Genomic DNA, 20,830 nt, shown 5'->3' with positions numbered 1-20,830 from the left:
TGACGTACTTTCGAATGTTTGAACATGGCTTGACCGCCTTTTTTGTTATTTCCTGGTTGCCTGCCTGCATATCTCCATGACGGCAGAGCGCTGCACTTCCTGTAGGACGAGAGCCTCGGCAAAACCCGACGACAACTTCGTACAGGTTTACATTAGGGCCCGCGTCACGCTTGGCTTAGATCCATTTCGTATGGACTTAGCGCTGACCACTGCCAAAAAGACATGAGGCCTATGGCCATCTTCTTGGGCGCCCGTTGGCTAGACAGCTTGGTGACACGAATCGATTAATCCGATAGCTGACTACCGTTCGTCTGAGCGTGACCGTCAACGCCAATGAGCGCTGTGGTCATTGAATCCACGGCTGCTCGGCATAAGGTGAGGGTATAGAGATCACCCTCAGGTTCGAGAACGCCATGACCCAAGCTTTGATATTTGACGCGTTACGCACGCCCCGTGGCAAAGGCAAGGCCAATGGCGCCTTGCACAGCGTCAAGCCAGTGAACCTGGTGGCCGGGCTGCTGACGGCGTTGCAGCAGCGCACCTCCCTGGACACCAGTCAGGTCGACGACGTGGTGCTTGGCTGCGTGACGCCTATCGGTGATCAGGGCGCCGACATTGCCAAGACCGCCACACAAGTGGCCGATTGGGACGTCAGCGTGGCGGGTGTGCAACTCAATCGCTTCTGCGCGTCGGGGCTGGAAGCAGTGAACCTGGGCGCGATGAAAGTGCGTTCCGGCTTCGAAGATCTGGTGGTGGTCGGTGGCGTCGAGTCGATGTCCCGCGTGGCCATGGGCAGCGACGGCGGGGCCTGGGCGCTGGACCCGGAAACCAACTTGCACAGCCATTTCACACCCCAGGGCGTGGGTGCTGACCTGATCGCGACAATCGAAGGTTTCAGTCGTCAGGACGTCGATGCCTTCGCGTTGCACTCCCAGCAGAAAGCGGCGCGGGCGCGGGCGGATGGTTCCTTCAACAAGTCGCTGGTGCCGGTGCAGGACCAGAACGGCATCATCCTGCTTGATCACGATGAGTTCATTCGCGCCGATTCGACGATGGAAGGCCTGGGCAAGCTCAAGCCAAGTTTCGAAATGATCGGGCAAATGGGCTTCGACGCCACGGCATTGCGGGTGTACAGCCAGGTCGAGCGGATCAACCACGTTCACACGCCGGGCAACAGCTCCGGGATCGTCGATGGCGCGGCGCTGATGCTGATCGGCTCCGAAGCGAAGGGCCGGGCGCTGGGCTTGCAGCCACGGGCGCGGGTCGTCGCCACGGCAGTCACCAGCACCGACCCGACCATCATGCTCACCGGCCCGGCGCCGGCCACCCGCAAGGCACTGGCCAAGGCCGGGCTGCGGGTCGAAGACATCGACCTGTTCGAAGTCAATGAAGCGTTCGCCTCGGTCGTGTTGAAGTTCATCAAGGACATGGCCATCGACCCGGACAAGGTCAACGTCAACGGCGGCTCCATCGCCATGGGCCATCCGCTCGGCGCCACCGGTTGCGCGATTCTCGGCACGCTGCTCGATGAACTGGAAACCCGGCGCCTGCGCTATGGCCTGGCGACATTGTGTGTCGGCGGCGGCATGGGCATTGCCACCATCATCGAACGCCTCTGAGCCTGCGTTTAAGAAAATCCGACTCAAGGAAAATTGCCATGACCCAAGCCATTCGTTACGAAAAGGGCCCGGACCGGATCGTCGTCCTGACCATCGACATGCCGGGCCAGAGCGCGAACACCATGAACGCGGTCTACCGCGAGGCCATGGCCACCTGTGTCGAGCGCCTGGTCGCCGACAAGGATGCGATTGCCGGCGTGATCATCACCTCGGCCAAGAAAACCTTCTTCGCCGGTGGCGACCTCAATGAACTGATCAAGGTCGGCAAGTCCGAAGCCCAAGCCTTTTACAACATGGTGCTGACCCTCAAGGGCCAGTTGCGCACCCTGGAAACCCTCGGTAAACCGGTGGTTGCCGCCATTAACGGTGCGGCGCTCGGCGGCGGTTGGGAAATCTGCCTGGCATGCCATCACCGTGTGGCGCTCGACAACCCGTCGGTGCTGCTTGGCCTGCCGGAAGTCACCCTCGGCCTGTTGCCGGGCGGCGGCGGGGTGGTGCGCATGGTGCGCATGCTGGGCATCGAAAAAGCTCTGCCGTATCTGCTGGAAGGCAAGAAAATCCGCCCGCAACAGGCGCTGCAAGCGAGGTTGATCGATGAGTTGGCTGTTGATCACGATGAGCTGATGGCCAAGGCGCGGGCGTGGATTGCTGCTCATCCGGTTGCTGTGCAGCGTTGGGATGTGAAGGGTTATCAGATCCCTGGCGGTACGCCGTCGGATCCGAAAGTCATGCAGATGCTGGCCATCACGCCGTCGATCCTACGTAGTAAAACCCAGGGGTGCCTGCCCGCGCCGGAGAAAATCCTCTGCGCCGCGGTGGAGGGCGCTCAGGTGGATTTCGACACCGCGCACCTGATCGAAACCCGCTACTTCACCGAACTGACTACGGGCCAGGTGTCGAAAAACCTCATCGGCACCTTTTGGTTCCAGCTCAATGAGATCAATGCCGGCGGTTCGCGACCTCAGGGCATAGCGCCTTACGTGACGAAGAAAGTCGGCGTGCTCGGCGCCGGGATGATGGGCGCGGGCATCGCGTTTGTCAGCGCCTCGGCCGGTATCGATGTGGTGCTCAAAGACATCAACCTCGCCGCGGCAGAGAAGGGCAAGGCTCACTCGGCGGCGCTGCTGGACAAGAAGGTTGCTCGGGGTCAGTTGAGCCGGGAGCAGCGCGAGGCGATTCTGACGCGAATCCATACCACCGAAAATGACGCGGATCTGGCTGGTTGCGATTTGATTATCGAAGCGGTGTTTGAAGATCGCGAGCTTAAAGCCAGGGTCTCATCGGCAGCGCAAACCGTCGTCGGCCCGGACGCGGTGATCGCCTCCAATACCTCGACGTTGCCGATCAGTGGCCTGGCCACCGCCGTGCCAGACCAGAGCAAATTCATCGGCCTGCATTTCTTCAGTCCCGTGGAGAAAATGCCGTTGGTGGAAATCATCAAAGGCGTCCATACCAGCGACGAAACCCTGACTCGCGGTTTCGATTTCGTCCTGCAAATCAAGAAAACTCCGATTGTGGTCAATGACAGTCGTGGCTTTTTTACGTCGCGGGTGTTTGGCACCTTCACCAACGAAGGCATCGCGATGCTCGGCGAAGGCGTGAGCGCGCCGATGATCGAGACCGAAGCGCGCAAGGCCGGCATGCCCGTCGGGCCTCTGGCGATCTCCGACGAAGTTTCCCTCAGCCTCATGAGCCATATCCGCCAGCAAACCGCCAAAGACCTGCAAGCGGAAGGGAAACCGCTGATTGAGCACCCGGCGTTTGCCGTGATTGACTTGTTGCTCAAGGAATTCAAGCGTCCGGGCAAGGCCGCTGGAGGTGGTTTCTACGATTACCCGGCCGCCGGGCAGAAACATTTGTGGCCGGAGCTGAAAACCCGCTTCGAGAAAGCCGCCGGGCAGATTTCGCCGAAAGACGTGCGCGATCGCTTGCTGTTCATCCAGGCCATCGAAACCGTGCGTTGTGTAGAGGAGGGCGTGCTGACCTCGACGGCGGATGCCAACGTTGGCTCGATCTTCGGCATCGGCTTCGCAGCCTGGACCGGCGGTGCGCTGCAATTCATCAACCAGTACGGTGTGAAAGACTTTGTTGCCCGCGCCCAGTACCTGGCCGAGCAATATGGCGAACGCTTCACGCCGCCTGCGCTGTTGCTGGAGAAAGCCGCCAAGGACGCGTTGTTCTAAGGGGACGTTCCAAGGGACCGATGACGCCTTCCGGGGCTTGCCTTGCCACCGTGTTTCAAGGCAGGCTCTGGGGTGTGCATTATTCCCACCATGTGTCAGGTATTTTTTATGTCGTTACGCATCTGCATTCTGGAAACCGACATCCTGCGTCCGGAACTGGTCGATCAATATCAGGGTTACGGGCAGATGTTCCAGCGTCTGTTTTCGCAGCAACCCATCGCGGCCGAATTCAGCGTGTACAACGTGATGCAGGGCGATTATCCCAGCGATGACCTGACCTTCGATGCGTATCTGGTCACCGGCAGCAAGGCCGATTCCTTCGGCACCGACCCATGGATTCAAACCCTCAAGACGTATCTGCTGAAGCGCTACGAGCGTGGCGACAAACTGCTGGGCGTGTGCTTCGGTCACCAACTGTTGGCGCTGCTATTGGGCGGCAAGAGCGAGCGGGCGACCCAGGGCTGGGGAGTCGGCACCCACAAATACAAACTCGCGGCCAAGGCGCCGTGGATGAGCCCGGTGAGGGAAGAACTGACGTTGCTGATCAGTCACCAGGATCAGGTCACCGCATTGCCGGAAAACGCGACGGTGATTGCTTCTAGCGATTTCTGCCCGTTCGCCGCGTACCACATCAACGATCAGGTGCTGTGCTTCCAGGGGCATCCGGAGTTCATTCACGATTACTCGCGGGCGCTGCTGGATATCCGCCAGGAAGCACTGGGCGAGCAGATTTATTCGCAAGGTATGGCGAGTCTTGAACACGAGCATCACGGCACTACCGTCGCAGAGTGGATGATGCGGTTTGTGGCGCACAAGCCTGAGACTGACTCGGTTAAGCCTTAAAAGCTTCGCGGGCAAGCCTCGCTCCTACGGATAACCCTGTAGGAGCGAGGCTGCCCGCGAATTTTGCAGACGCCTCGGTCCCGACTACAACCACCCAGACTTTTTGAAGCTCGCCCACAAACCGACGCACCCAACGGTGATAAACCCCAGCACCGCGAAATACCCGTAATGCCAGCTCAACTCCGGCATGTTCTGGAAGTTCATCCCATAGATCCCGGCCACCGCGGTCGGGAATGCCAGAATCGCCGCCCATGCCGCAAACTTGCGCTGCACCACGCTCTGGCGTGACGCCTCCAGCAACACCCCGACCTCGATGGTCTGGCTGGCAATGTCCGCCAGGGTCGTCAGGTCTTCCAGTTGCCGCGTGACATGAATCTGCACATCGCGGAAATACGGGCGCATATTTTTGTCGATAAACGGAAAGCTCAGCTTTTGCAGTTCCTCACCGATCTCCACCATCGGTGCCGCGTACCGGCGCAAGCGCAATACATCGCGGCGCAGGCCGTGGAGTTTCTGGATGTCGCGTTCGTTCAGGGAACCGCAGAGGACATTACTCTCCAGCTCATCGATCTCGGCATGAATCGCTTCGCCCATCGGCTGGTAGTTTTCAATCACGAAATCGAGGATGGCATAGAGTACGAAATCTTCCCCATGCTCCAGCAACAGCGGGCGCGCCTCACAACGCTGTCGGACATGGGCGTAGGACGCCGAATGACCGTTACGTGCGGTAATGATGTAACCCTTGCCGGCGAAGATATGCGTCTCGATGAACTGCAATTTGCCTTCGTTGCGGATCGGTGAATACGTGACGATGAACAGCGCATCGCCGAACGTTTCCAGCTTCGGTCGGCTGTGTTTTTCCAGGGCGTCTTCGATGGCCAGTTCGTGCAGGTTGAACTGGCGTTGCAGGTTGAACAGCTCCTGCGCATTGGGCTCTTCGAGGCCGATCCACACAAAGTGGCCAGGCTTGGCAGCCCAGGCAGCGCCTTCGTCGAGGGTGATGTTGGTGACTTTTTTACCGGCGCTGTAAACCGCAGCAGCAACGACTCTACCCATGATGATTCACTTCTTATCGGTCGCTTTCTATTGGTAAAGACTGGCGGTGCCAGGCAGGTTTCAGCTTAACCTTGTCTACTGCTTGAGAGTCAGCAAAATCGGTAGAGTTCGCAGGCAAAAGAAAACCCGCACAGGGCGGGTTTCATTCAGGCGGCTTGCAGCTGCCGATCCATCGAGTCGATGCACTCACGCATCTGTTCGCGGCACTGGGCGATCAACATCGGCATGTCATCCAGACTCAATCCAGCCGTAGGAATTGCCGGTAACGAACGGATCAGAATCTTCCCACTGCGCCAGCGGTTCAATCGCATGTGTTTGACGTAACTGCTGACACACACCGGCACGATTGGCACGCCGGCGGCAATCGCCATCTGGAACGCGCCTTTCTTGAACGGCAGCAGCTCTTCGCCCAAGTTGCGGGTGCCCTCGGGGAAGACCCAGATCGAGGTGTCTTCATTCTGCAAGGTGTGCGTGGTGGTCAGCATCGACTGGCGTGCCTTGTGCGCATTGCCGCGATCGATTAACACATTGCCCGCCAGCCAGAACAACTGCCCGAACAGCGGCACCCACTTCAGGCTCTTCTTGCCGATGCACACGGTGCGGCGGGGCACCACGTTGCCGAACACAAACAGATCGTAGTTGGACTGGTGGTTGGCGATGATCACGCAGCTATCGGGTTTATCCATCAGCGGCCCGACATCGGCCTTGACCCGTAAACGCAAAATGCACATTGCCGGCCACGCATACAGACGGGCGCACAAACGGCTGTTGTCCGGATTGAACGGACGGCACAGCCCGAGAATCACTCCGAGCACACCGGCCAGAATAAAGTGCAGGCCCATCAATAACATACGAAACACAAACAGCATTTAAAGGCCCACCGGGACAAAAGGTGGCGCAGTGTACGGATGTGCACTGTTTTCGGCAATTGCCGCTATAGAAGTGGGAGATAGCCGATGTTTGAGCGCATGTTTCCGACTTGTGGGTCAGATGCGGCCTAGAGCGGTTGTAAGTTTTTAAACCAGACACCCAAGAAAAAGCCCGACACGACGGTCGGGCTTTTCGGTGCAACGCGTTCGGGCTTAGCCCATGTGCTCCTGATCCAGGATGATCGCGTTGTCCAGCGTCTCCAGCAGCGCCTTGCGCGTTTTCAACTTGGTGTTCTTGTGGGCGATCATGTTGAGCTTCTTCAACTGACGAGCCGCCGCCAGCGCCGCGTCTTGCAGCTCTTCGGCCGACACCACCTTATCGAGGAAGCCGGCGTCCACGGCGTTTTGTGGGTTGAACATCTCGGCGTTGATCACCGCGCGATGGAACGCCGACTTGCGCAGACGATCACGGGCCAGTTCGATACCGGCATGGTGCATGGTCATGCCGATCTGCACTTCGTTCAGGCCAATGCTGAACGGGCCATCGACACCGATGCGGTAGTCAGCCGACAACAGAAGAAACGCACCCTTGGCCACCGCATGCCCAGGACACGCCACGACCACCGGGAACGGATGCGACAACAGGCGACGAGCCAGGGTCGAACCGGCAGCCACCAGTGCCATGGCCTCGTTAGGGCCGGCCGTCATCACCTTCAAATCATAACCACCCGACAAAATCCCCGGCTGACCGGTAATGATCACCACCGCCCGATCCGCTACCGCCCGATCCAGCGCAGCGTTAAACGCGACAATCACGTCTGGAGAGATGGCATTGACCTTGCCATTGCTCAAGGTCAGGGTCGCGATACCGTCTTCGAGATGGTAGGAAATCAACTCACTCATGACGCCAATCCTTCTAATAAAGTAGGGCAGACGTTACCCACCGCTGTAGGCCAGGTAAAGCGCCGTGACTGACCCGCCAGTCACCCTTTTCCAGCCCTCCAGGCGCAGCCCGCCCCGTCCACCGTGCATTGGCCTCTATATAGAAGGGGAGGCGAAGCCGGAGATTGGCAGGTTTGCCATGCCCTTGAACGCCCCCAAAGCGCTAATCGCGTTAAGCGCATGAAAATTCTGAAAAAAATGTTTGCCATCAGAAAAGCTTTCGACTACATTAGCGCGCCTCGACAGACTGAATGCGTTTGACGAGATACGGTGAAGTGTCCGAGTGGCTTAAGGAGCACGCCTGGAAAGTGTGTATACAGGAAACTGTATCGAGAGTTCGAATCTCTCCTTCACCGCCAAATTCGATATACACAAAACCCCTGATTTCGAGAGAAGTCAGGGGTTTTGTGGTTTCTGGCGTCTGGATTTTATGCATGGCGGTATCAGCGAAGGCGCTTCCGAAATTGATGTAGGACGATGGATAGGCGTGTGGGAAGCAATGCTGGAAAGCCATATGGTTTGGGGGCTTTCATAGGTTTTGGCACCTCGCATGAGCTGCATCGGGAGGGGGTATTCGTTTTGCGCCTTTAAGGTACAAAATGACCCAAAGGGCAGTGCACACGACGCGCCCCATTATCCGGAACGGACGCACGCAGGTTATGCAGGAATTCACCATGAAGCAGGCGGAGTTGGAGAAGGTTCACGTGGAAATCGTCAAGCTGATGGCTGAGCAGCGCAAGCTGAATGCCGAAGCGGGCAAGATGACCCGTGAAACTTTTTGGTACCCGGTAGCTGTTGCGACTGGCTTGATCGGTACGGTGGCGACTGTTACTGCGGTGTTGATCAAGCTGCTCTGACCCCCTGATTCTTTCGATGCCGTGAAAGGCTGATTCACCTCGCCTAGCGATCCGTTCGGTGCGAGTTTTTTGTGTATGAAGGGATTCATGAGCGATTTACTCGATTTCATCAGTGCGCTGTGCCAGGTATCCGATTGGACGCCATCACGCCCCAGGCGGGTATTTTCACGAAGGTTCGTGTTCTTTATGGTGCTTGTAGCGGCATTCGAGTTGGTATTACTCAACCATTACTGGGGGTAATCCAGTTCCGGGCTTTTTGTTTTCATCACCTGGCTACCGAGGAATAATGCGCGCTTCTATGAAGAAGGACATCTCATGATCACCACCACAACCCACACCATCGAAGGTCGGCAAATCACCGCCTACCTGGACATCGTCAGCGCCGAGTCGGTGCAGGGCGTTAACGTGATTCGCGATATGTTCGCCGGGATGCGGGATTTTTTTGGTGGGCGTTCTCAGACGTTGGAGCGGGCATTGAAGGAGGCGCGGGTTCAGGCGACCGAGGAGATCAAGGAGCGGGCGCGGGTGCTTCAGGCGGATGCGGTGGTGGGGCTCGATTATGAGATCAGTATGCCTGCCGGCAAGGGTGGGATGGTGGTGGTGTTTGTGACCGGGACGGCGGTCAAGCTGAGGTAGGTTGCTCGGTACTGGCCATTCGTCGGGCATGTAACGATCTGAATCACAAGTCTGGGAATGACCGGCTAGTCTCAAAAACCAGGGTGGTCGATATTTTTCAGGCAAAAAGGGCTTGCCGGTATCGACCCGTTTTGAGAGGAGCGAAGATATGGCTGAGCCGTATATCGAAGACGACGGTGCAGAGTTTCCAATCAATGATTGCGTGCAGTGTGGTCAGACGGACTATGTGCCGAGCTTCGGCGAAGACCGTATCAAAATCAACAAAATCAAATCTGCAGTGCCTCGGACCCGAGGGCCGAAATCGAAATTTATGCCCAAGCTGGGGGCGCCCTCCAGGAAGTAAACCGATCACAGCACGAACCCCGCCATTGAGCGGGGTTTCTTGTTTCTGAAGGGCGGGAAACGTGGCTCGGTGGCAATGCTGAGAAATGTCCTACAACTTTGCGAGCACTGGTATTTTTTTCACAAACTTTTCACACCGGCCTCCGTAGGCTCAGCTCATCCGTTAGAAAGCAGTACCCTGGCCCGTCTCCCCAGCGGGCTTTTTTTTGCCTGTCATAAAACCTTTTGCATAAACGCTGTCCAACCGTCGCCATTGGCGAGGTTGTTCTGGTTTTGTGTCTGGACTTTCCCTCCGCTAAAGCATTCAATCTCCGGCCTTTCGGTTCCCCTTTTTTTGAGGTTCTTGTTATGCGTTTGACACTGCCTGCTCTGGTTCTGGGCCTTTTGGTTGCTCAAGGTGCGATGGCTGCCGGCGACGGCACGGCCGCGCTCGGTGGTGGTCTGGGTGGTGCGTTGGGTAACGTGGTTGGCCAAAAAATGGGCGGCAGCACTGGCGCAGCGATTGGTGCTGGCGTAGCGGGTGCAGCCGGCAGCGCTGTTGCCGCACGTAAAGGCAGCCGCACCAAAGCGGCCATCGGCGGCGGTGTTGGCGCGGCGGGCGGTTCGATAATCGGTAACAGCCTGGGCGGCAAGAACGGCTCCACCATCGGCGCAGGCCTGGGTGGCGCATTGGGCGGCGGCGTAGGCAGCAACCTGTCCAAAAAGCGTCATTGATCCTGAAGGTCAGCTGAAAAAGCCCGGCTTAATGCCGGGCTTTTTCGTTTTGGAACGTTTCTGCATCATGTGGCTCAAATCTCATACAGTCGGTATTGGTTTTCTGTATAACAGACCCAGATGCAGGCTGATGCCTATCCGCGGCACGTTCTTCCCCCCAATGCGGAAATTAGAGGTGCATATCATGCGTTTCATGCGTTTGACATTGTCCACGGTGTTTTTGGGGCTTTTGGTCGCTCAGGGCGCAATGGCGGGCGGCAACGGTGACGCCGCAGTCGGCGGTGGTCTTGGCGGTGTGTTGGGCAACGTAGTCGGCGGGCAGTTGGGCGGCAGCACCGGGGCCGCGGTGGGCGCTGGCGTCGGCGGTGCGGCAGGCAGTGCGGTCGGTGCGCGCAAGGGCAGTCGCACAGAAGCGGCCGTCGGCGGTGGTCTCGGCGCGGCGGGTGGTTCGGTGATCGGCAACAGCCTGGGTGGCTCCACGGGTTCGGCCATTGGCGCAGGCCTGGGCGGCGCAGCCGGTGGCGCGGTGGGCAGCAACATGGGTGATGACCGCGGCAGTTCGCATTCCGGTGGCGGCTACTACAAACACAAGCATAAAAATAAGTACAAGAATCACTAACTCGATATCGAGTTAAAGTAAAACCCGGCCGAGTGCCGGGTTTTTCGTTTCTATCGATAGGACGCTGGAACGATTTGCCGTAGGACCTCTCGAACTTTATATAACTCTGAACGTTGTGAGGCATGCCCATGAGTCCGGAAACCGAAGACAAGGAAGAAGAAGGCCCGATCAACGATCCTGGCAACGAAGATCCGGGGTCTCTGATGGACGACGCCACGGTACCGCTCAACGATGCCGATGACGCAGGCGATGTGGGCAATCTGGAGAATGATGAGTATGACGAGGAAGACGACGAGTGATTTTGCGGTCGGGCCGACCTCGATCCCTCTGATCGAACCGTGTCTGTCGTGTTGGCCTCGAAAGGCAAGGATCTGCTTTTCAGGTCCATTGAGAGGTGCGTTATGAACGCTGATCCGAAAGACTCCGATATCGACGATACCCCCGAATATCCGCTGCCTTCGCCCACCAATTCGCTGCGCCGCGACCAGCGCCCGCCCGACGATGACGACACCGCTGTGGAACAGGTGCCCGCCGATGATGTGAGGCGGGGTAATGTGGAAGCCGACCCGGAAGACCCGGACATCGCCGGCGATGACGCCTCGGGCGAACCGAGCTGAAACCTGTGAGGTGGTGCATCGCCGATTGTCGATTGTGCGGCTCCTTTAAAAAGCGATCACCACCAGAGATCAGGTAAAGCACTCTTTAAAGGAGATGCACCATGATCAGGTCAAAATGGATGGCGCTTACGATAGTCGGCTTATTGTCGATCAGTTCATTGGCGGCGTTTGCTGAATCTACCGGTCGCGATGCGCCGGTCGACAAGGGCGGGATGCCGCCTTATTCGGAAATGAATGCGGGTACCTCGGATGGGAAGGCGCTGCCACCGGACACCATTGGTGGTGGCAAAGGTGGTGATGCCAACGGGAGTAGCATCGACCCGGGGAAGGGCAGCGGGTCGGTGAGTGGTGGAAGTTCGATGGGGAGTGGTTCTGGAAGTGGGTCTGGAGGATCAGGTGGTTCTGGGCAAAGTGGACGCTCGGAAAGTTCCGACAGTGGGGAAGATGGTAGAACTTGTGGTTAGATTAAGGTCGAGTAGATATCGAAGCCCAGCAACCAGATGGGCTTTTCATATGAGTTGGTTTTTACGACCCCCTAGCCCCCATGCTAGTGCCTAACTTCAAAGCTCGGAAATCTAGATGTGTATGTATCGGGTTTATTATGCTAATGATTCGAGCCAATGTTTGTAGAAATCCTTTTGTTGTTGAATGTCATGTGTGATGTCGTTTTCTTCGTAATCGAAGATGTTGACTACGTCTTCAGTTTCGGTTGGTTTTCCCATGTGAAGTTCATACGCTACGACTCCACCAGACATTTGTGATGACATACGCGAGGGGTGAACGTTAAGTTTTGAGCCTTTACACAGAAATTTTGTTTCAGGGAAGTCGGCTCGTAACAGACCAAGGCATAAGTAAAGATCAGGGGCTATGTATGTTTTTTTTACACCGTTTTTCATAGTGAAAGTTAGTGCCGATTTTTGCCGATCGCATTCGATCAAAACTTTCTCAGTGATACCTTGGGTGTATATAGATACTTCTACTATTTTCATGGTCACTTCCTGTTTGGGTTGGGGGTTGAGTAGCCCACATAGCTACCATCGGCGTTGACGGGGGTAACGCCGATAATGTCTCGGGTGTCAATTCCACCCGGAAAAGCAATTTCAACCTCACCCCTATGAGGGGACATCATGCCGAGTTTCTTATTCACATCTATTCCGCGAATATTCTTTATCACGTAAATAAATCCGGCTTCATATCCGTAGCCTGTAGCGAACTTTATTGCTTCCTTTTCGGATGTTGTAGTGCTGACAAATAGGCTGGGAGGGCTTCTGTTGTCCAGAGCATGCAGGTAGAGATCAGTACTATCACCCAAGGGCTCAAACCCAGCTTCAAAAATCTCCCAAGATTCTCGCGAGTCTCCACGGTACAAATACCGATTTCTTGGGGTAGGGAGACCGGGCTCTCCCAGAGCAGCTCTGGCGTCTACCGTCGGGTCTTTAATCCCGTCCGCCGGCCTACACCCATCCCCCCCAGGGCACTCATTCAACCCCAACGGATCAACCCAACCCGCCGGATTGCGCGTGTACTGATAGCCGTTTAACCCGCCCGCCAACTTGCTCGGGTCCGGCGTCAGGTACCGCCCGATATCCGGATTGTAGTAGCGATGCCGGTTGTAATGCAGGCCGGTTTCCGCGTCGTAATACTGCCCTTGAAAGCGCAGCGGTTGATCGAAGACCTGGTGGGTGTCGCGGTTGAGGCGGGTGAGGCGGCCATAGGCGGTGTATCGGGCGGCCCAGATGATGTCGCCACTGTAGTCCGTGAGTTCTTGCGGGGGGCCGAGGTGGTCGAGCTGGTAGTAGAAGGGACAAGCCTTACGCGGGCCTTTGCCGTCGAGCATGGCCAGCGGGCGGAAGGTGCCGGGTTCGTAGACGTAGCTGCGATGGTGGTCCTGGCTGTGTTCGGCGATGAGGTGGTCGCCTTGCCAGAAAAACTCGATGGTTTTGCCGTCGACGGTTTTGGCGATGCGGCGGCCGAAGGCGTCGTAGCGATAACTTGAACAACGACCGTCCGGCGTAGTGACGCCGACCAGCCGATGCTGGCAGTCGTAGCGGTATTCGGTGACCAGTTTCTGCCCGGTGCCACGGCGCTCGCGGATCAGGTTGCCGAAGGTGTCGTAGTCGAAGTGGCGATCGCCTTGCATCAACAGGCGATTGCCTTTGACGGTCGTCGGGCCGGGGCGGTCCTGCATCAGCAGGTTGCCGGCTGGGTCGTGGGCGTAGCTTTCCGGCTGTTGGTCGCGGGAGTGGCGCACGCGGATCAGTCGATTGAGCGGGTCGTACTGATAGCTGCGCTGGCCATGGCGGGTGTCGGCGATGCTGTCGAGATTGCCATTGAGGCTATAGGCATAGTCGCGTCGGTAGAGCGGATGTTGGTGCTGGCCGACAGCGTGGGCCTTCAGACGGCGCTGTTCGTCGTAGGCATATTCACTGAGCAGCAGGCCCTGTTGGCGGTTTTGTTCGCGACCGGCGAGGAACGTATGCGAGGTCAGTCGTGCGCCATTGAGGTCAATGGCCGTCAGCGCACCGCCCTTGGCGTGGCGGTAGTCGAGTTTGCTGCCGTCCGGCAGGCGCAGGCGGTTGAGCTGGCCGCAGGCATCGTAGCCATAATGCAACGTGCCCCAGCCTTGGTGCTCGGTGATCAGCCGGTCCTGCTGGTCGTACTCGAACTCCAGCGGGTGATCGTGGCCGTCGTCGACGCGGGTCAGCCGGCCCAGCGAGTCGTAGCGGTATTCGACCTGGATGCCGTCGGGCAAGGTCTTGACCAGCAAGCGCCCGGCCGAATCCCGCTTGTAAGCCGTCACCAGCTGCGAGCCGTCATCGCCGAACTCGGTTTTCTCCAGCAGGTGCCCATTGAGATCGTAGGCGTACGCGGTACGACGGCCGTCGAAGCCGGTTTCCTGTCGGATCAGGCCGCTGGGCGTGTAGTCCAGCCGATAGTGTTCGCCGGATTCGTTCTCGATTTCCGTCAGCAGCAGCTGCGCATTGTCATAGCGGTACTTGAGCTGGGTGCCGTCGGGATTGATCCGGCGGCTGACCAGGTGCAGGTCGTCGACGTATTCATAGCGGGTGATGCGGCCCAGTTCATCGCGTTCGGCGGTGATCTTGCCGTAGGCGTTGTAACTGAACCCACGGGTGGCGCCGGTAGGGAATGTTGTCTGGACCAGTCGGCCAATGGCGTCCCATTGGTACTGGGTAAGCGCACCGTGTTCGTCCTGACGAGTCGTCTGCCGTCCCAGCGCATCGTAGGAAAAGCGCCGCTGCCCACCGTCCGGCAAGGTCTCTTCGAGCAACTGGCCCAAGGCATTCCAGACAAAGACATGCCGACTGGTGTCCGGGTAGCGGACCGACAGCAACCGGCCCTGAGGGTCGTAGTGGTAATGGGTGACCTGACCGTCGGGATCGGTCGCCTCGGTGACATCGCCCTGGGCATTGCGCTGGTATTTCCACACCGCCTGACCGCGATAGCGCGCATGCAGGAAACCGTTGCGATACTCGTAGGACGTCGGCTCGTCTTGCGGCGGAATCAGCGCGACCAAGCGTCCGACGTCGTCGTAACGGTATTCGGTGACGGCGCCGAGCGGATCCTGTTCGGCCACCAATCGGCCCTGCTCGTCATAGGCCTTGAGCTGTTCGCCGCCGTCCAGCCCGACCCGGCGCACCAGTCGCGCCCGGTCGTCGTGGACGTAAACCTCTTCGCTGCCGTCGATGTTCCGGACGGTGACGCGGCCCTGGTCATCCCAGACATAGCGCGTGTCCATCTGCGCAAACGACGCCCAATGCCGCACGCAGCGCGCCGACTTGCCAGACCGTTCCCACTCCCAGAAGAAACTCGCGCCACCGGTCAGTTGTCGCTGCAAAATTACATGGTGGTCGTCGTAGTCGTAACGCTCGCTTTCCCCAGCAGCATTGATCGCTTCGATCAAGCGCTGGCGGGCGTCATAGCGGTAGAAAGCCAGTGTTTGCTCTGTACGCCAGGCTTCACCCAAGTCATCGCTGGGGTGAAACGACTGGTATTCGACGGCGATGAGGTGCCTGCGCTCGTAGCACAACAGCAGCGAACGACCGGCACCGTTGTCGAGGCGTTGAATACGCTCCTGTCGGTCGCGGGTGATGCGCAGGCGGTTGTTGTAGGCGTCACTGATCGCCGTCAGTCGACCGTTGTGAAAGTGGTAGAACCGACTCGTCTCGCCGGCCAGCGCGAGGATCAGTTCCTCGGGGTCATCACCGAGATAAATCGCCGCGCGCGACAGGCTGTTGTGGATCGCTGGGCGTTCGTTGCTCGGCAGCGGGAACGTGGTGCGACGGTTTTCATGGTCGATCCAGACGACCTGTTCAACGCCCAGCTCCAACCGCTGCGCCAGCGAATGGCTCCAGCCCCAGCCCAGCCCGCAATCGATTTCCACCGCGCTGGTGCGGTACAACCGGGTGAAGGCAAACGGCAGCAGCCCGTCCAGCGCACCGTCGGTCAGGGTCAGCAGTTCTTCGCCGCTGACCATCGACACAGGGCAGCCGTTGGTGCAGGTCAGTGCCGAGCAATCGGCGCTGTCGCCATTGGGGTTTTTCGCTTGATTCGGTGCATCGTCGTGGGGTTCGTGACGGCCCAGCCGGGTCTTGGCTGCAGACTTGTCGCGGGCAATGGCGAGTGGATTGTTCACCTGCACAACCGGTGAGTTGCCGGCGCTGATCTGCAGTGGAACCGTCGGTGCAGGTTTCAGCGGTGCATTGCGCGCACTGACCACGAGCGGTTTGAGGACACCAGCGTGGGCTGTCAGGTCGGATTTGGCCGTCAGTTCGGCCAGTCGCAAACTGGCAGTCGCCAACCATTGTCGAGCCCGATGGGACTTGATCTTGTCCAGCACTTTGGCGCTCATGCCGAGCTTCAGGCCCGTAGGACCTGTGAGACGCACCAGCAGGAAGCTGATTAATATTTCCGTACGAACTTGTGCCACGACTTCGGCGATGTACTGCGGCGGCAACATCCTCAGCCAACTGGTGAAGGCTGCGAGATGGATGAACATCAACGGCTCATCGCTCAGCATCAGCAACACATTGGCAATGGTTTCAGCCGAAGCGTTCAGCAGCGTCTCAAGCTCGCCTTGTGTCAGGTACTCAAGGAGTTTTTCGCTGCTGCCTTGCAGGTCCGCCACCAGGGCGTAGACCTGCTTCACGTCATCCCACAAGCCGTGCAGCGAACGCTCGAAACTGTGCCAGTCAGCCTGTTGCAGCAGGCCGTAGCGTTGAGTGAAACCAGCTTTGGAAAAATCTGCCCATAAAGGCTCGAATTCGCTCCTCCATTCGTTGCGCAACCAGCCTTCCAGCTCGCCGATCACGCCCTGATAGGAGGCGTAGAGTGCTTTGACGTGTTCAGTGGAAACATTGGGAAAGAAGGTGATGCGATAGTGATGGCCGCGCCAGCATTCGGGGATTTCGAGAATGCCGCTGGGGCCGATGGTTGCGTGGACGGGCTCACCGAACGTCAGCTCACCGTTGTGCTGGGAGATAACCGGTTCGAGCATCACCGGCGTATCGCCGATCGGCACGAAACGCGCGGCTTCAAACATATGCACCAGGGTCAACGGACCGCTGGCCGGGCACATGGCGAGTGTTGAACTGAAAGGCGCGGTGGAGTCCTTCGGTGCGCTGAGCCGGACTTCGTTGCCGACCTTGAACACTTGCTCGACGTTGAGCGCGCCACCGGTCCAGAAGTTTTCCGCCCAGGCCTCGTAGTCGTTGAGGCAGAGTCGGAAATCACCGAGCAGCGCTTTGATGTCCGGCTGTTTGGGGTTCATGGCGGCGACCACCAGCAGACCGATGGCGTTGTTCAAGGCCAGGACCTTGTCAGGTTCGAACATTCGCAATCCCTCGCGCAGATCAATGTGGAGCGAGAGACTTTGCGGGGGATCAAAAAGGAAAGAAGTCGGGAAAGGAGGTGTTTGGTGTAGGGGAAATCGCTAAATCATCACGGCGCCCTTGGCAGAGGATTTTGTATCCGCCAGGCATTGCCCGTTGCTCTCGACCAATCGCGCTCGCTATGCTGCTGAACCCTTTAATCCATCACGGATCCGGCCGTACCTGAGCCGTCCTGGGATGTCATGAGAAAACGGATCAGATGCGATGAGTGCACCCTTGGATGAGTTCGGTCCGATCAAGGCCGTGATTTTCGATATGGACGGTTTGCTGCTGGACACCGAGGGCATTTACACCGAGGTCACGTCCATCATTGCCGAGCGCTATGGGCGGACCTTCGACTGGAGCGTCAAACAGAACATCATCGGCCGTGGCGCGGGTGATCTGGCGCGCTATGTAGTCGAGGCGCTGGACTTGCCGATCACCGCCGAAGAGTTTCTGGTGATCCGCGAGCCCTTGATGCGCGAGCGTTTTCCGACGGCGCTGGCGATGCCCGGAGCAGAGGAACTGGTTCGGCACTTGAAAGCCAACAACATTCCTATCGCGGTGGGCACCAGCTCTTCGCGTCAGTCGTTTGGTCAGAAAACCACTTTGCACCGCGACTGGTTCGCGCTGTTTGACTTCATTGTCACCGCTGACGACCCGGAAGTTGGGGCGGCGAAACCGGCGCCGGATATTTTCCTGACGGCGGCGCGACGCCTTGGGGTCGCGCCCCGGGATTGCCTGGTATTCGAGGATTCGCCGTTCGGCGTCACTGCAGCCAAAGCGGCAGGAATGACGGCGATTGCGGTCCCGGATGCGGCGATGGCCGACGAAAAGTACGCACACGCCGATGGCATTCTTCGTACGTTGAAGGCGTTCAAACCCGGTACATGTGGCTTGCCGGCGCTTGAGTGGGCCTGATCATTCGGTAGTCCCTGAGACAAAAGTCCCTGACACAAAAAAACGCCGGCAATTGATTGCCGGCGTTTTTGTTTCAGTCGAGCGGTGTATCAGGCGCCGAAACCACCGTCGATGGTCAGGCTGGCACCGGTGATGTAGCCAGCTTCGGGACCTGCGAGATAGGCGACGAAGCTGGCGATTTCTTCCACGTTGCCGTAACGACCCACAGCCATCAGCGGGATCAGGCTATCAGCGAAGTCGCCGCTGGCGGGGTTCATGTCAGTGTCGACCGGGCCTGGTTGCACGTTGTTGACGGTGATACCCCGCGGGCCGAGGTCGCGAGCCAGGCCTTTGGTCAGGCCGACCAGCGCCGATTTGCTCATGGCGTACGGGCCACCGCCGGCGAAAGGCATGCGATCGGCATTGGTGCTGCCGATGTTGATGATGCGACCGCCTTCGGTCATGTGGCGGGCGGCTTCCTGGGTGGCGATGAACACACTTCGTACGTTGATGGCCAGGGTCTGGTCGAAGTCTTCGAGTTTAAAGTCCTCCAGCGGTGCGACGGCCAGAACGCCTGCGTTGTTGACCAGGATGTCCAGGCGGCCGAAGGTCTCGACGGTGGCATTGACGGCATTGCGAATAGCAACGGCATCGGCGCTGTCGGCCTTGATGGCCAGGGCTTTGCCGCCAGCGGAGATGATGCTGTTTTGCAGGTCTTCGGCTTTGGCGGTAGAGCTGACATAGGTGAAGGCGACGGCTGCGCCTTCTGCGGCCAGGCGTTTGACGATGGCAGCACCGATACCGCGTGAACCGCCTTGAATCAGAGCTACTTTACCGCTGAGGTGTTGAGTGGTCATGTCGATCTCCAGAAGTTCAAGGCAGGCTGCCTTGTTGTCGGAGTCGAGTATCGGCTTCGCATTACCCGGCGGGTAGACCGTGATTGCTATAGTCTGTGTAAACCAGAAGTTTATAGTGGCGCTTATGGAAACCTTCAGCAGTATCGAATGCTTCGTGCGCAGCGCTGAGGTTGGCAGCTTCGCCGAGGCTGCGCGACGCTTGAGCCTGACGCCTGCTGCGGTGGGCAAGAGCGTCGCCAAGCTGGAGGCGCGGCTTGGTGTGCGGCTGTTCCAGCGCAGCACGCGTAGCCTGACGCTGACCGAGGCCGGTCAGCTGTTTCTCGGCGAAGTCAGCGCCAGCCTGCACACGATCCAGAATGCCGTGGCCAACCTGGCCAGCGCCGAAGGACGTCCGGCGGGAACGCTGAAGGTCAGCATGGGCACGGTGTTCGGGCGCTTGTACATCGTGCCGTTGCTCGGAGAGTTTTTGCGGCGCTTTCCGGCGATCAACCCGGACTGGCATTTCGATAACCGTCAGGTCGACCTGATCGGCCAGGGGTTCGATGCGGCGATTGGCGGTGGATTCGAACTGCCCCAGGGCGTGGTGGCGCGCAAGCTGACGCCCGCCCATCGAGTGTTGGTGGCTTCAGCCGGGTACCTGGCCGGGCACGAAGCGATCATCGAGCCCGATGACCTCCAGCGCCACGATGGCATCCTGATACGGTCGCCGCAGACGGGGCGCGTGCGTTCCTGGCAACTGACCTGTCGCAACCGGCAACACAGCCCGCTGACGCTCAAGGCGCGAATGACCATGAGCGATTCGGAAGCAGCCTGCGCGGCGGCGACCCAGGATTTGGGCATTGCATTGGTGAGCATGCCGTTCGCCGTTGGCTATCTGGACGCCGGGACCTTGCAGCGGGTGCTGCCCGACTGGTACGTCGACGATGGCAATATCTCCATCTATTACGCCGAGCACAAACTGCTGCCGGGCAAGACCCGGGCGTTTGTCGACTTCATCATTGAACAGTTTGCCGAGCAGGGGTTGGGGCAGCGGTTCAGTGCAGTTTGAGCCCGGCTTGGGACCGAGGGGAGGCCATCGCGGGCAAGCCACGCTCCCACAGAGTGATGCAAACCCCTGTAGGAGCGAGGCTTGCCCGCGAAGAACGATAACGCGGTCTAGCGCCCAAACCGCCCAGGCCAACCAATAATGGTCTTCGGCCGAGGCGTCGCATACGTCCGCACTTTCGACGTCGACAACCCCAACCGCACCAGTGATTCGGCAATGGTCACCGCCGCCGTCACGCCATCAACCACTGGTACGCCGGTGCGCTGACGAATCTGCTCGTCCAGCCCGGCCATGCCGCCACAGCCCAGGCAAATCACCTCGGCCTTGTCCTCGCTCACCGCCAGTTCCGCCTGGCGGACGATCGCCTCCAGCGCACGCTCTGGATCGGACTCCAGCTCCAGCACCGCCAACCCACTGGCCCGCACCGACGCACAACGATCCCAGAGCCCGGAGAGTTTGAGGCGATCCTCGATCAGCGGCACGGTGCGGTCGAGGGTGGTGACCACCGAATAGGCATGGCCGAGGAACATCGCGGTGCTGGCGCCGGCATCGGTGATGTCCACCACCGGCACATTGAGCAACTCCTGCAAACCTTCGCGGCCGTGCTCGCCATAGCCGGCCTGGATTACCGCATCGAAGGGCTGATCGTAGGACATGACCCGGTCCATCACGGCGATGGCGGCCAGGTAGCTTTCGAAATTGCCTTCAATGGAGTCGGCGCCGAAATGCGGGGTCAGGCCAATGATTTCCGTGCCGGGCGCGGCCACGGACTGTGCTTGACGGGCGATGGCCTGGGTAATGGATTCGGTGGTGTTGACGTTGACCACGAGAATTCGCATGGGA

19 protein-coding genes and 1 tRNA gene are annotated in these 20,830 nt (G+C 58.8%); 13 read left to right on the top strand and 7 right to left on the bottom strand.

What is annotated here, in order from left to right; all coding sequences use genetic code 11:
• Positions 1 to 413: 413 nt before the first annotated feature.
• From AC07VO_RS11210 to AC07VO_RS11200, 3 genes are all read left to right on the top strand, one after another.
• A complete protein-coding gene (locus AC07VO_RS11210; protein ID WP_064619234.1) occupies positions 414 to 1,619 on the top strand; it encodes an acetyl-CoA C-acetyltransferase in 1,206 nt (401 codons plus the stop codon).
• A 38-nt stretch (positions 1,620 to 1,657) separates the two neighbouring features.
• The gene (locus tag AC07VO_RS11205; RefSeq protein ID WP_086945798.1) at positions 1,658 to 3,802 is read left to right on the top strand and encodes a 3-hydroxyacyl-CoA dehydrogenase NAD-binding domain-containing protein; all 2,145 of its coding nucleotides are present in this window, start codon (positions 1,658 to 1,660) and stop codon (positions 3,800 to 3,802) included.
• A 108-nt stretch (positions 3,803 to 3,910) separates the two neighbouring features.
• Positions 3,911 to 4,645: an amidotransferase gene (locus tag AC07VO_RS11200; protein ID WP_018925217.1), complete on the top strand. Its 735-nt coding sequence runs from the start codon at positions 3,911 to 3,913 to the stop codon at positions 4,643 to 4,645.
• An 84-nt stretch (positions 4,646 to 4,729) separates the two neighbouring features.
• On the opposite strand, the gene AC07VO_RS11195 is transcribed toward AC07VO_RS11200, so the two are convergent.
• From AC07VO_RS11195 to AC07VO_RS11185, 3 genes are all read right to left on the bottom strand, one after another.
• Positions 4,730 to 5,701: a magnesium and cobalt transport protein CorA gene (locus tag AC07VO_RS11195; RefSeq protein WP_086945797.1), complete on the bottom strand. Its 972-nt coding sequence runs from the start codon at positions 5,699 to 5,701 to the stop codon at positions 4,730 to 4,732.
• Between the two features lie 146 nt (positions 5,702 to 5,847).
• Positions 5,848 to 6,570, bottom strand: coding sequence for a 1-acylglycerol-3-phosphate O-acyltransferase (locus AC07VO_RS11190; RefSeq protein ID WP_018925219.1), 723 nt, complete (start codon positions 6,568 to 6,570; stop codon positions 5,848 to 5,850).
• Between the two features lie 213 nt (positions 6,571 to 6,783).
• Positions 6,784 to 7,473: a crotonase/enoyl-CoA hydratase family protein gene (locus AC07VO_RS11185; protein ID WP_064619225.1), complete on the bottom strand. Its 690-nt coding sequence runs from the start codon at positions 7,471 to 7,473 to the stop codon at positions 6,784 to 6,786.
• 308 nt (positions 7,474 to 7,781) lie between these two features.
• Between AC07VO_RS11185 and AC07VO_RS11180 the strand changes: the two genes are divergently transcribed.
• The 8 genes from AC07VO_RS11180 to AC07VO_RS11145 all read left to right on the top strand — a co-directional run bounded on the left by AC07VO_RS11180 (position 7,782) and on the right by AC07VO_RS11145 (position 11,297).
• A tRNA-Ser gene (locus tag AC07VO_RS11180) sits at positions 7,782 to 7,871 on the top strand.
• Positions 7,872 to 8,186: 315 nt separating this feature from the next.
• Positions 8,187 to 8,369, top strand: a complete 183-nt coding sequence (locus tag AC07VO_RS11175) for a hypothetical protein (protein WP_007940783.1) — start codon at positions 8,187 to 8,189, stop codon at positions 8,367 to 8,369.
• Between the two features lie 315 nt (positions 8,370 to 8,684).
• Positions 8,685 to 9,005, top strand: coding sequence for a YbjQ family protein (locus AC07VO_RS11170; protein ID WP_018925235.1), 321 nt, complete (start codon positions 8,685 to 8,687; stop codon positions 9,003 to 9,005).
• Positions 9,006 to 9,153: 148 nt separating this feature from the next.
• The gene (locus AC07VO_RS11165; protein WP_007940781.1) at positions 9,154 to 9,348 is read left to right on the top strand and encodes a hypothetical protein; all 195 of its coding nucleotides are present in this window, start codon (positions 9,154 to 9,156) and stop codon (positions 9,346 to 9,348) included.
• A gap of 347 nt (positions 9,349 to 9,695) precedes the next feature.
• Positions 9,696 to 10,061 carry a glycine zipper domain-containing protein gene (locus tag AC07VO_RS11160; protein ID WP_019648242.1) on the top strand — a complete coding sequence of 122 codons (366 nt, stop codon included), beginning with the start codon at positions 9,696 to 9,698 and terminating at the stop codon, positions 10,059 to 10,061.
• 193 nt (positions 10,062 to 10,254) lie between these two features.
• Complete coding sequence (locus AC07VO_RS11155) at positions 10,255 to 10,680, top strand: glycine zipper domain-containing protein (RefSeq protein WP_026286342.1); 426 nt, start codon at positions 10,255 to 10,257, stop codon at positions 10,678 to 10,680.
• 128 nt (positions 10,681 to 10,808) lie between these two features.
• Positions 10,809 to 10,979, top strand: coding sequence for a hypothetical protein (locus tag AC07VO_RS11150; protein WP_018925238.1), 171 nt, complete (start codon positions 10,809 to 10,811; stop codon positions 10,977 to 10,979).
• Between the two features lie 102 nt (positions 10,980 to 11,081).
• Positions 11,082 to 11,297 (top strand): hypothetical protein, encoded by a 216-nt coding sequence (locus AC07VO_RS11145; protein ID WP_018925239.1) that lies wholly within the window; start codon positions 11,082 to 11,084, stop codon positions 11,295 to 11,297.
• Between the two features lie 599 nt (positions 11,298 to 11,896).
• Here AC07VO_RS11145 and AC07VO_RS11140 read toward each other — a convergent pair.
• Both AC07VO_RS11140 and AC07VO_RS11135 read right to left on the bottom strand, forming a co-directional pair.
• The gene (locus AC07VO_RS11140) at positions 11,897 to 12,286 is read right to left on the bottom strand and encodes a hypothetical protein (RefSeq protein WP_086945781.1); all 390 of its coding nucleotides are present in this window, start codon (positions 12,284 to 12,286) and stop codon (positions 11,897 to 11,899) included.
• 2 nt (positions 12,287 to 12,288) lie between these two features.
• Positions 12,289 to 17,148, bottom strand: a complete 4,860-nt coding sequence (locus AC07VO_RS11135) for an RHS repeat-associated core domain-containing protein (RefSeq protein WP_495007516.1) — start codon at positions 17,146 to 17,148, stop codon at positions 12,289 to 12,291.
• 262 nt (positions 17,149 to 17,410) lie between these two features.
• On the opposite strand from AC07VO_RS11135, the gene AC07VO_RS11130 reads away from it, so the two are divergent.
• On the top strand, positions 17,411 to 18,106 hold the full coding sequence (locus AC07VO_RS11130) for an HAD-IA family hydrolase (protein ID WP_192351599.1): 696 nt from the start codon (positions 17,411 to 17,413) through the stop codon (positions 18,104 to 18,106).
• An 89-nt stretch (positions 18,107 to 18,195) separates the two neighbouring features.
• Here the strand turns inward: AC07VO_RS11130 and AC07VO_RS11125 are convergent, their stop codons facing one another.
• Positions 18,196 to 18,942, bottom strand: coding sequence for a 3-oxoacyl-ACP reductase family protein (locus tag AC07VO_RS11125; RefSeq protein WP_086945778.1), 747 nt, complete (start codon positions 18,940 to 18,942; stop codon positions 18,196 to 18,198).
• Between the two features lie 124 nt (positions 18,943 to 19,066).
• Here AC07VO_RS11125 and AC07VO_RS11120 point away from each other — a divergent pair, with 124 nt between their 5' ends.
• Complete coding sequence (locus AC07VO_RS11120; protein WP_018925244.1) at positions 19,067 to 19,990, top strand: LysR family transcriptional regulator; 924 nt, start codon at positions 19,067 to 19,069, stop codon at positions 19,988 to 19,990.
• Between the two features lie 107 nt (positions 19,991 to 20,097).
• Here AC07VO_RS11120 and AC07VO_RS11115 read toward each other — a convergent pair whose 3' ends face one another.
• Positions 20,098 to 20,826, bottom strand: coding sequence for an aspartate/glutamate racemase family protein (locus AC07VO_RS11115; protein ID WP_007942162.1), 729 nt, complete (start codon positions 20,824 to 20,826; stop codon positions 20,098 to 20,100).
• Positions 20,827 to 20,830: the final 4 nt, after the last annotated feature.

Source organism: Pseudomonas sp. GW821-FHT03E01 (assembly GCF_059420765.1).
This window is presented reverse-complemented; position numbering and strand designations above follow the sequence as displayed.

What these genes read in the sequence shown, in the direction of transcription:
- AC07VO_RS11160 (WP_019648242.1), top strand. Translation starts at nt 9,696, where the DNA reads ATGCGTTTGACACTGCCTGCTCTGGTTCTGGGCCTTTTGGTTGCTCAA.
- AC07VO_RS11200 (WP_018925217.1), top strand. Translation starts at nt 3,911, where the DNA reads ATGTCGTTACGCATCTGCATTCTGGAAACCGACATCCTGCGTCCGGAA.
- AC07VO_RS11190 (WP_018925219.1), bottom strand. Translation starts at nt 6,570, where the DNA reads ATGCTGTTTGTGTTTCGTATGTTATTGATGGGCCTGCACTTTATTCTG.
- AC07VO_RS11195 (WP_086945797.1), bottom strand. Translation starts at nt 5,701, where the DNA reads ATGGGTAGAGTCGTTGCTGCTGCGGTTTACAGCGCCGGTAAAAAAGTC.
- AC07VO_RS11170 (WP_018925235.1), top strand. Translation starts at nt 8,685, where the DNA reads ATGATCACCACCACAACCCACACCATCGAAGGTCGGCAAATCACCGCC.
- AC07VO_RS11130 (WP_192351599.1), top strand. Translation starts at nt 17,411, where the DNA reads ATGAGTGCACCCTTGGATGAGTTCGGTCCGATCAAGGCCGTGATTTTC.
- AC07VO_RS11210 (WP_064619234.1), top strand. Translation starts at nt 414, where the DNA reads ATGACCCAAGCTTTGATATTTGACGCGTTACGCACGCCCCGTGGCAAA.
- AC07VO_RS11120 (WP_018925244.1), top strand. Translation starts at nt 19,067, where the DNA reads ATGGAAACCTTCAGCAGTATCGAATGCTTCGTGCGCAGCGCTGAGGTT.
- AC07VO_RS11115 (WP_007942162.1), bottom strand. Translation starts at nt 20,826, where the DNA reads ATGCGAATTCTCGTGGTCAACGTCAACACCACCGAATCCATTACCCAG.
- AC07VO_RS11150 (WP_018925238.1), top strand. Translation starts at nt 10,809, where the DNA reads ATGAGTCCGGAAACCGAAGACAAGGAAGAAGAAGGCCCGATCAACGAT.
- AC07VO_RS11145 (WP_018925239.1), top strand. Translation starts at nt 11,082, where the DNA reads ATGAACGCTGATCCGAAAGACTCCGATATCGACGATACCCCCGAATAT.
- AC07VO_RS11205 (WP_086945798.1), top strand. Translation starts at nt 1,658, where the DNA reads ATGACCCAAGCCATTCGTTACGAAAAGGGCCCGGACCGGATCGTCGTC.
- AC07VO_RS11185 (WP_064619225.1), bottom strand. Translation starts at nt 7,473, where the DNA reads ATGAGTGAGTTGATTTCCTACCATCTCGAAGACGGTATCGCGACCCTG.
- AC07VO_RS11125 (WP_086945778.1), bottom strand. Translation starts at nt 18,942, where the DNA reads ATGACCACTCAACACCTCAGCGGTAAAGTAGCTCTGATTCAAGGCGGT.
- AC07VO_RS11155 (WP_026286342.1), top strand. Translation starts at nt 10,255, where the DNA reads ATGCGTTTGACATTGTCCACGGTGTTTTTGGGGCTTTTGGTCGCTCAG.
- AC07VO_RS11165 (WP_007940781.1), top strand. Translation starts at nt 9,154, where the DNA reads ATGGCTGAGCCGTATATCGAAGACGACGGTGCAGAGTTTCCAATCAAT.
- AC07VO_RS11135 (WP_495007516.1), bottom strand. Translation starts at nt 17,148, where the DNA reads ATGTTCGAACCTGACAAGGTCCTGGCCTTGAACAACGCCATCGGTCTG.
- AC07VO_RS11175 (WP_007940783.1), top strand. Translation starts at nt 8,187, where the DNA reads ATGAAGCAGGCGGAGTTGGAGAAGGTTCACGTGGAAATCGTCAAGCTG.
- AC07VO_RS11140 (WP_086945781.1), bottom strand. Translation starts at nt 12,286, where the DNA reads ATGAAAATAGTAGAAGTATCTATATACACCCAAGGTATCACTGAGAAA.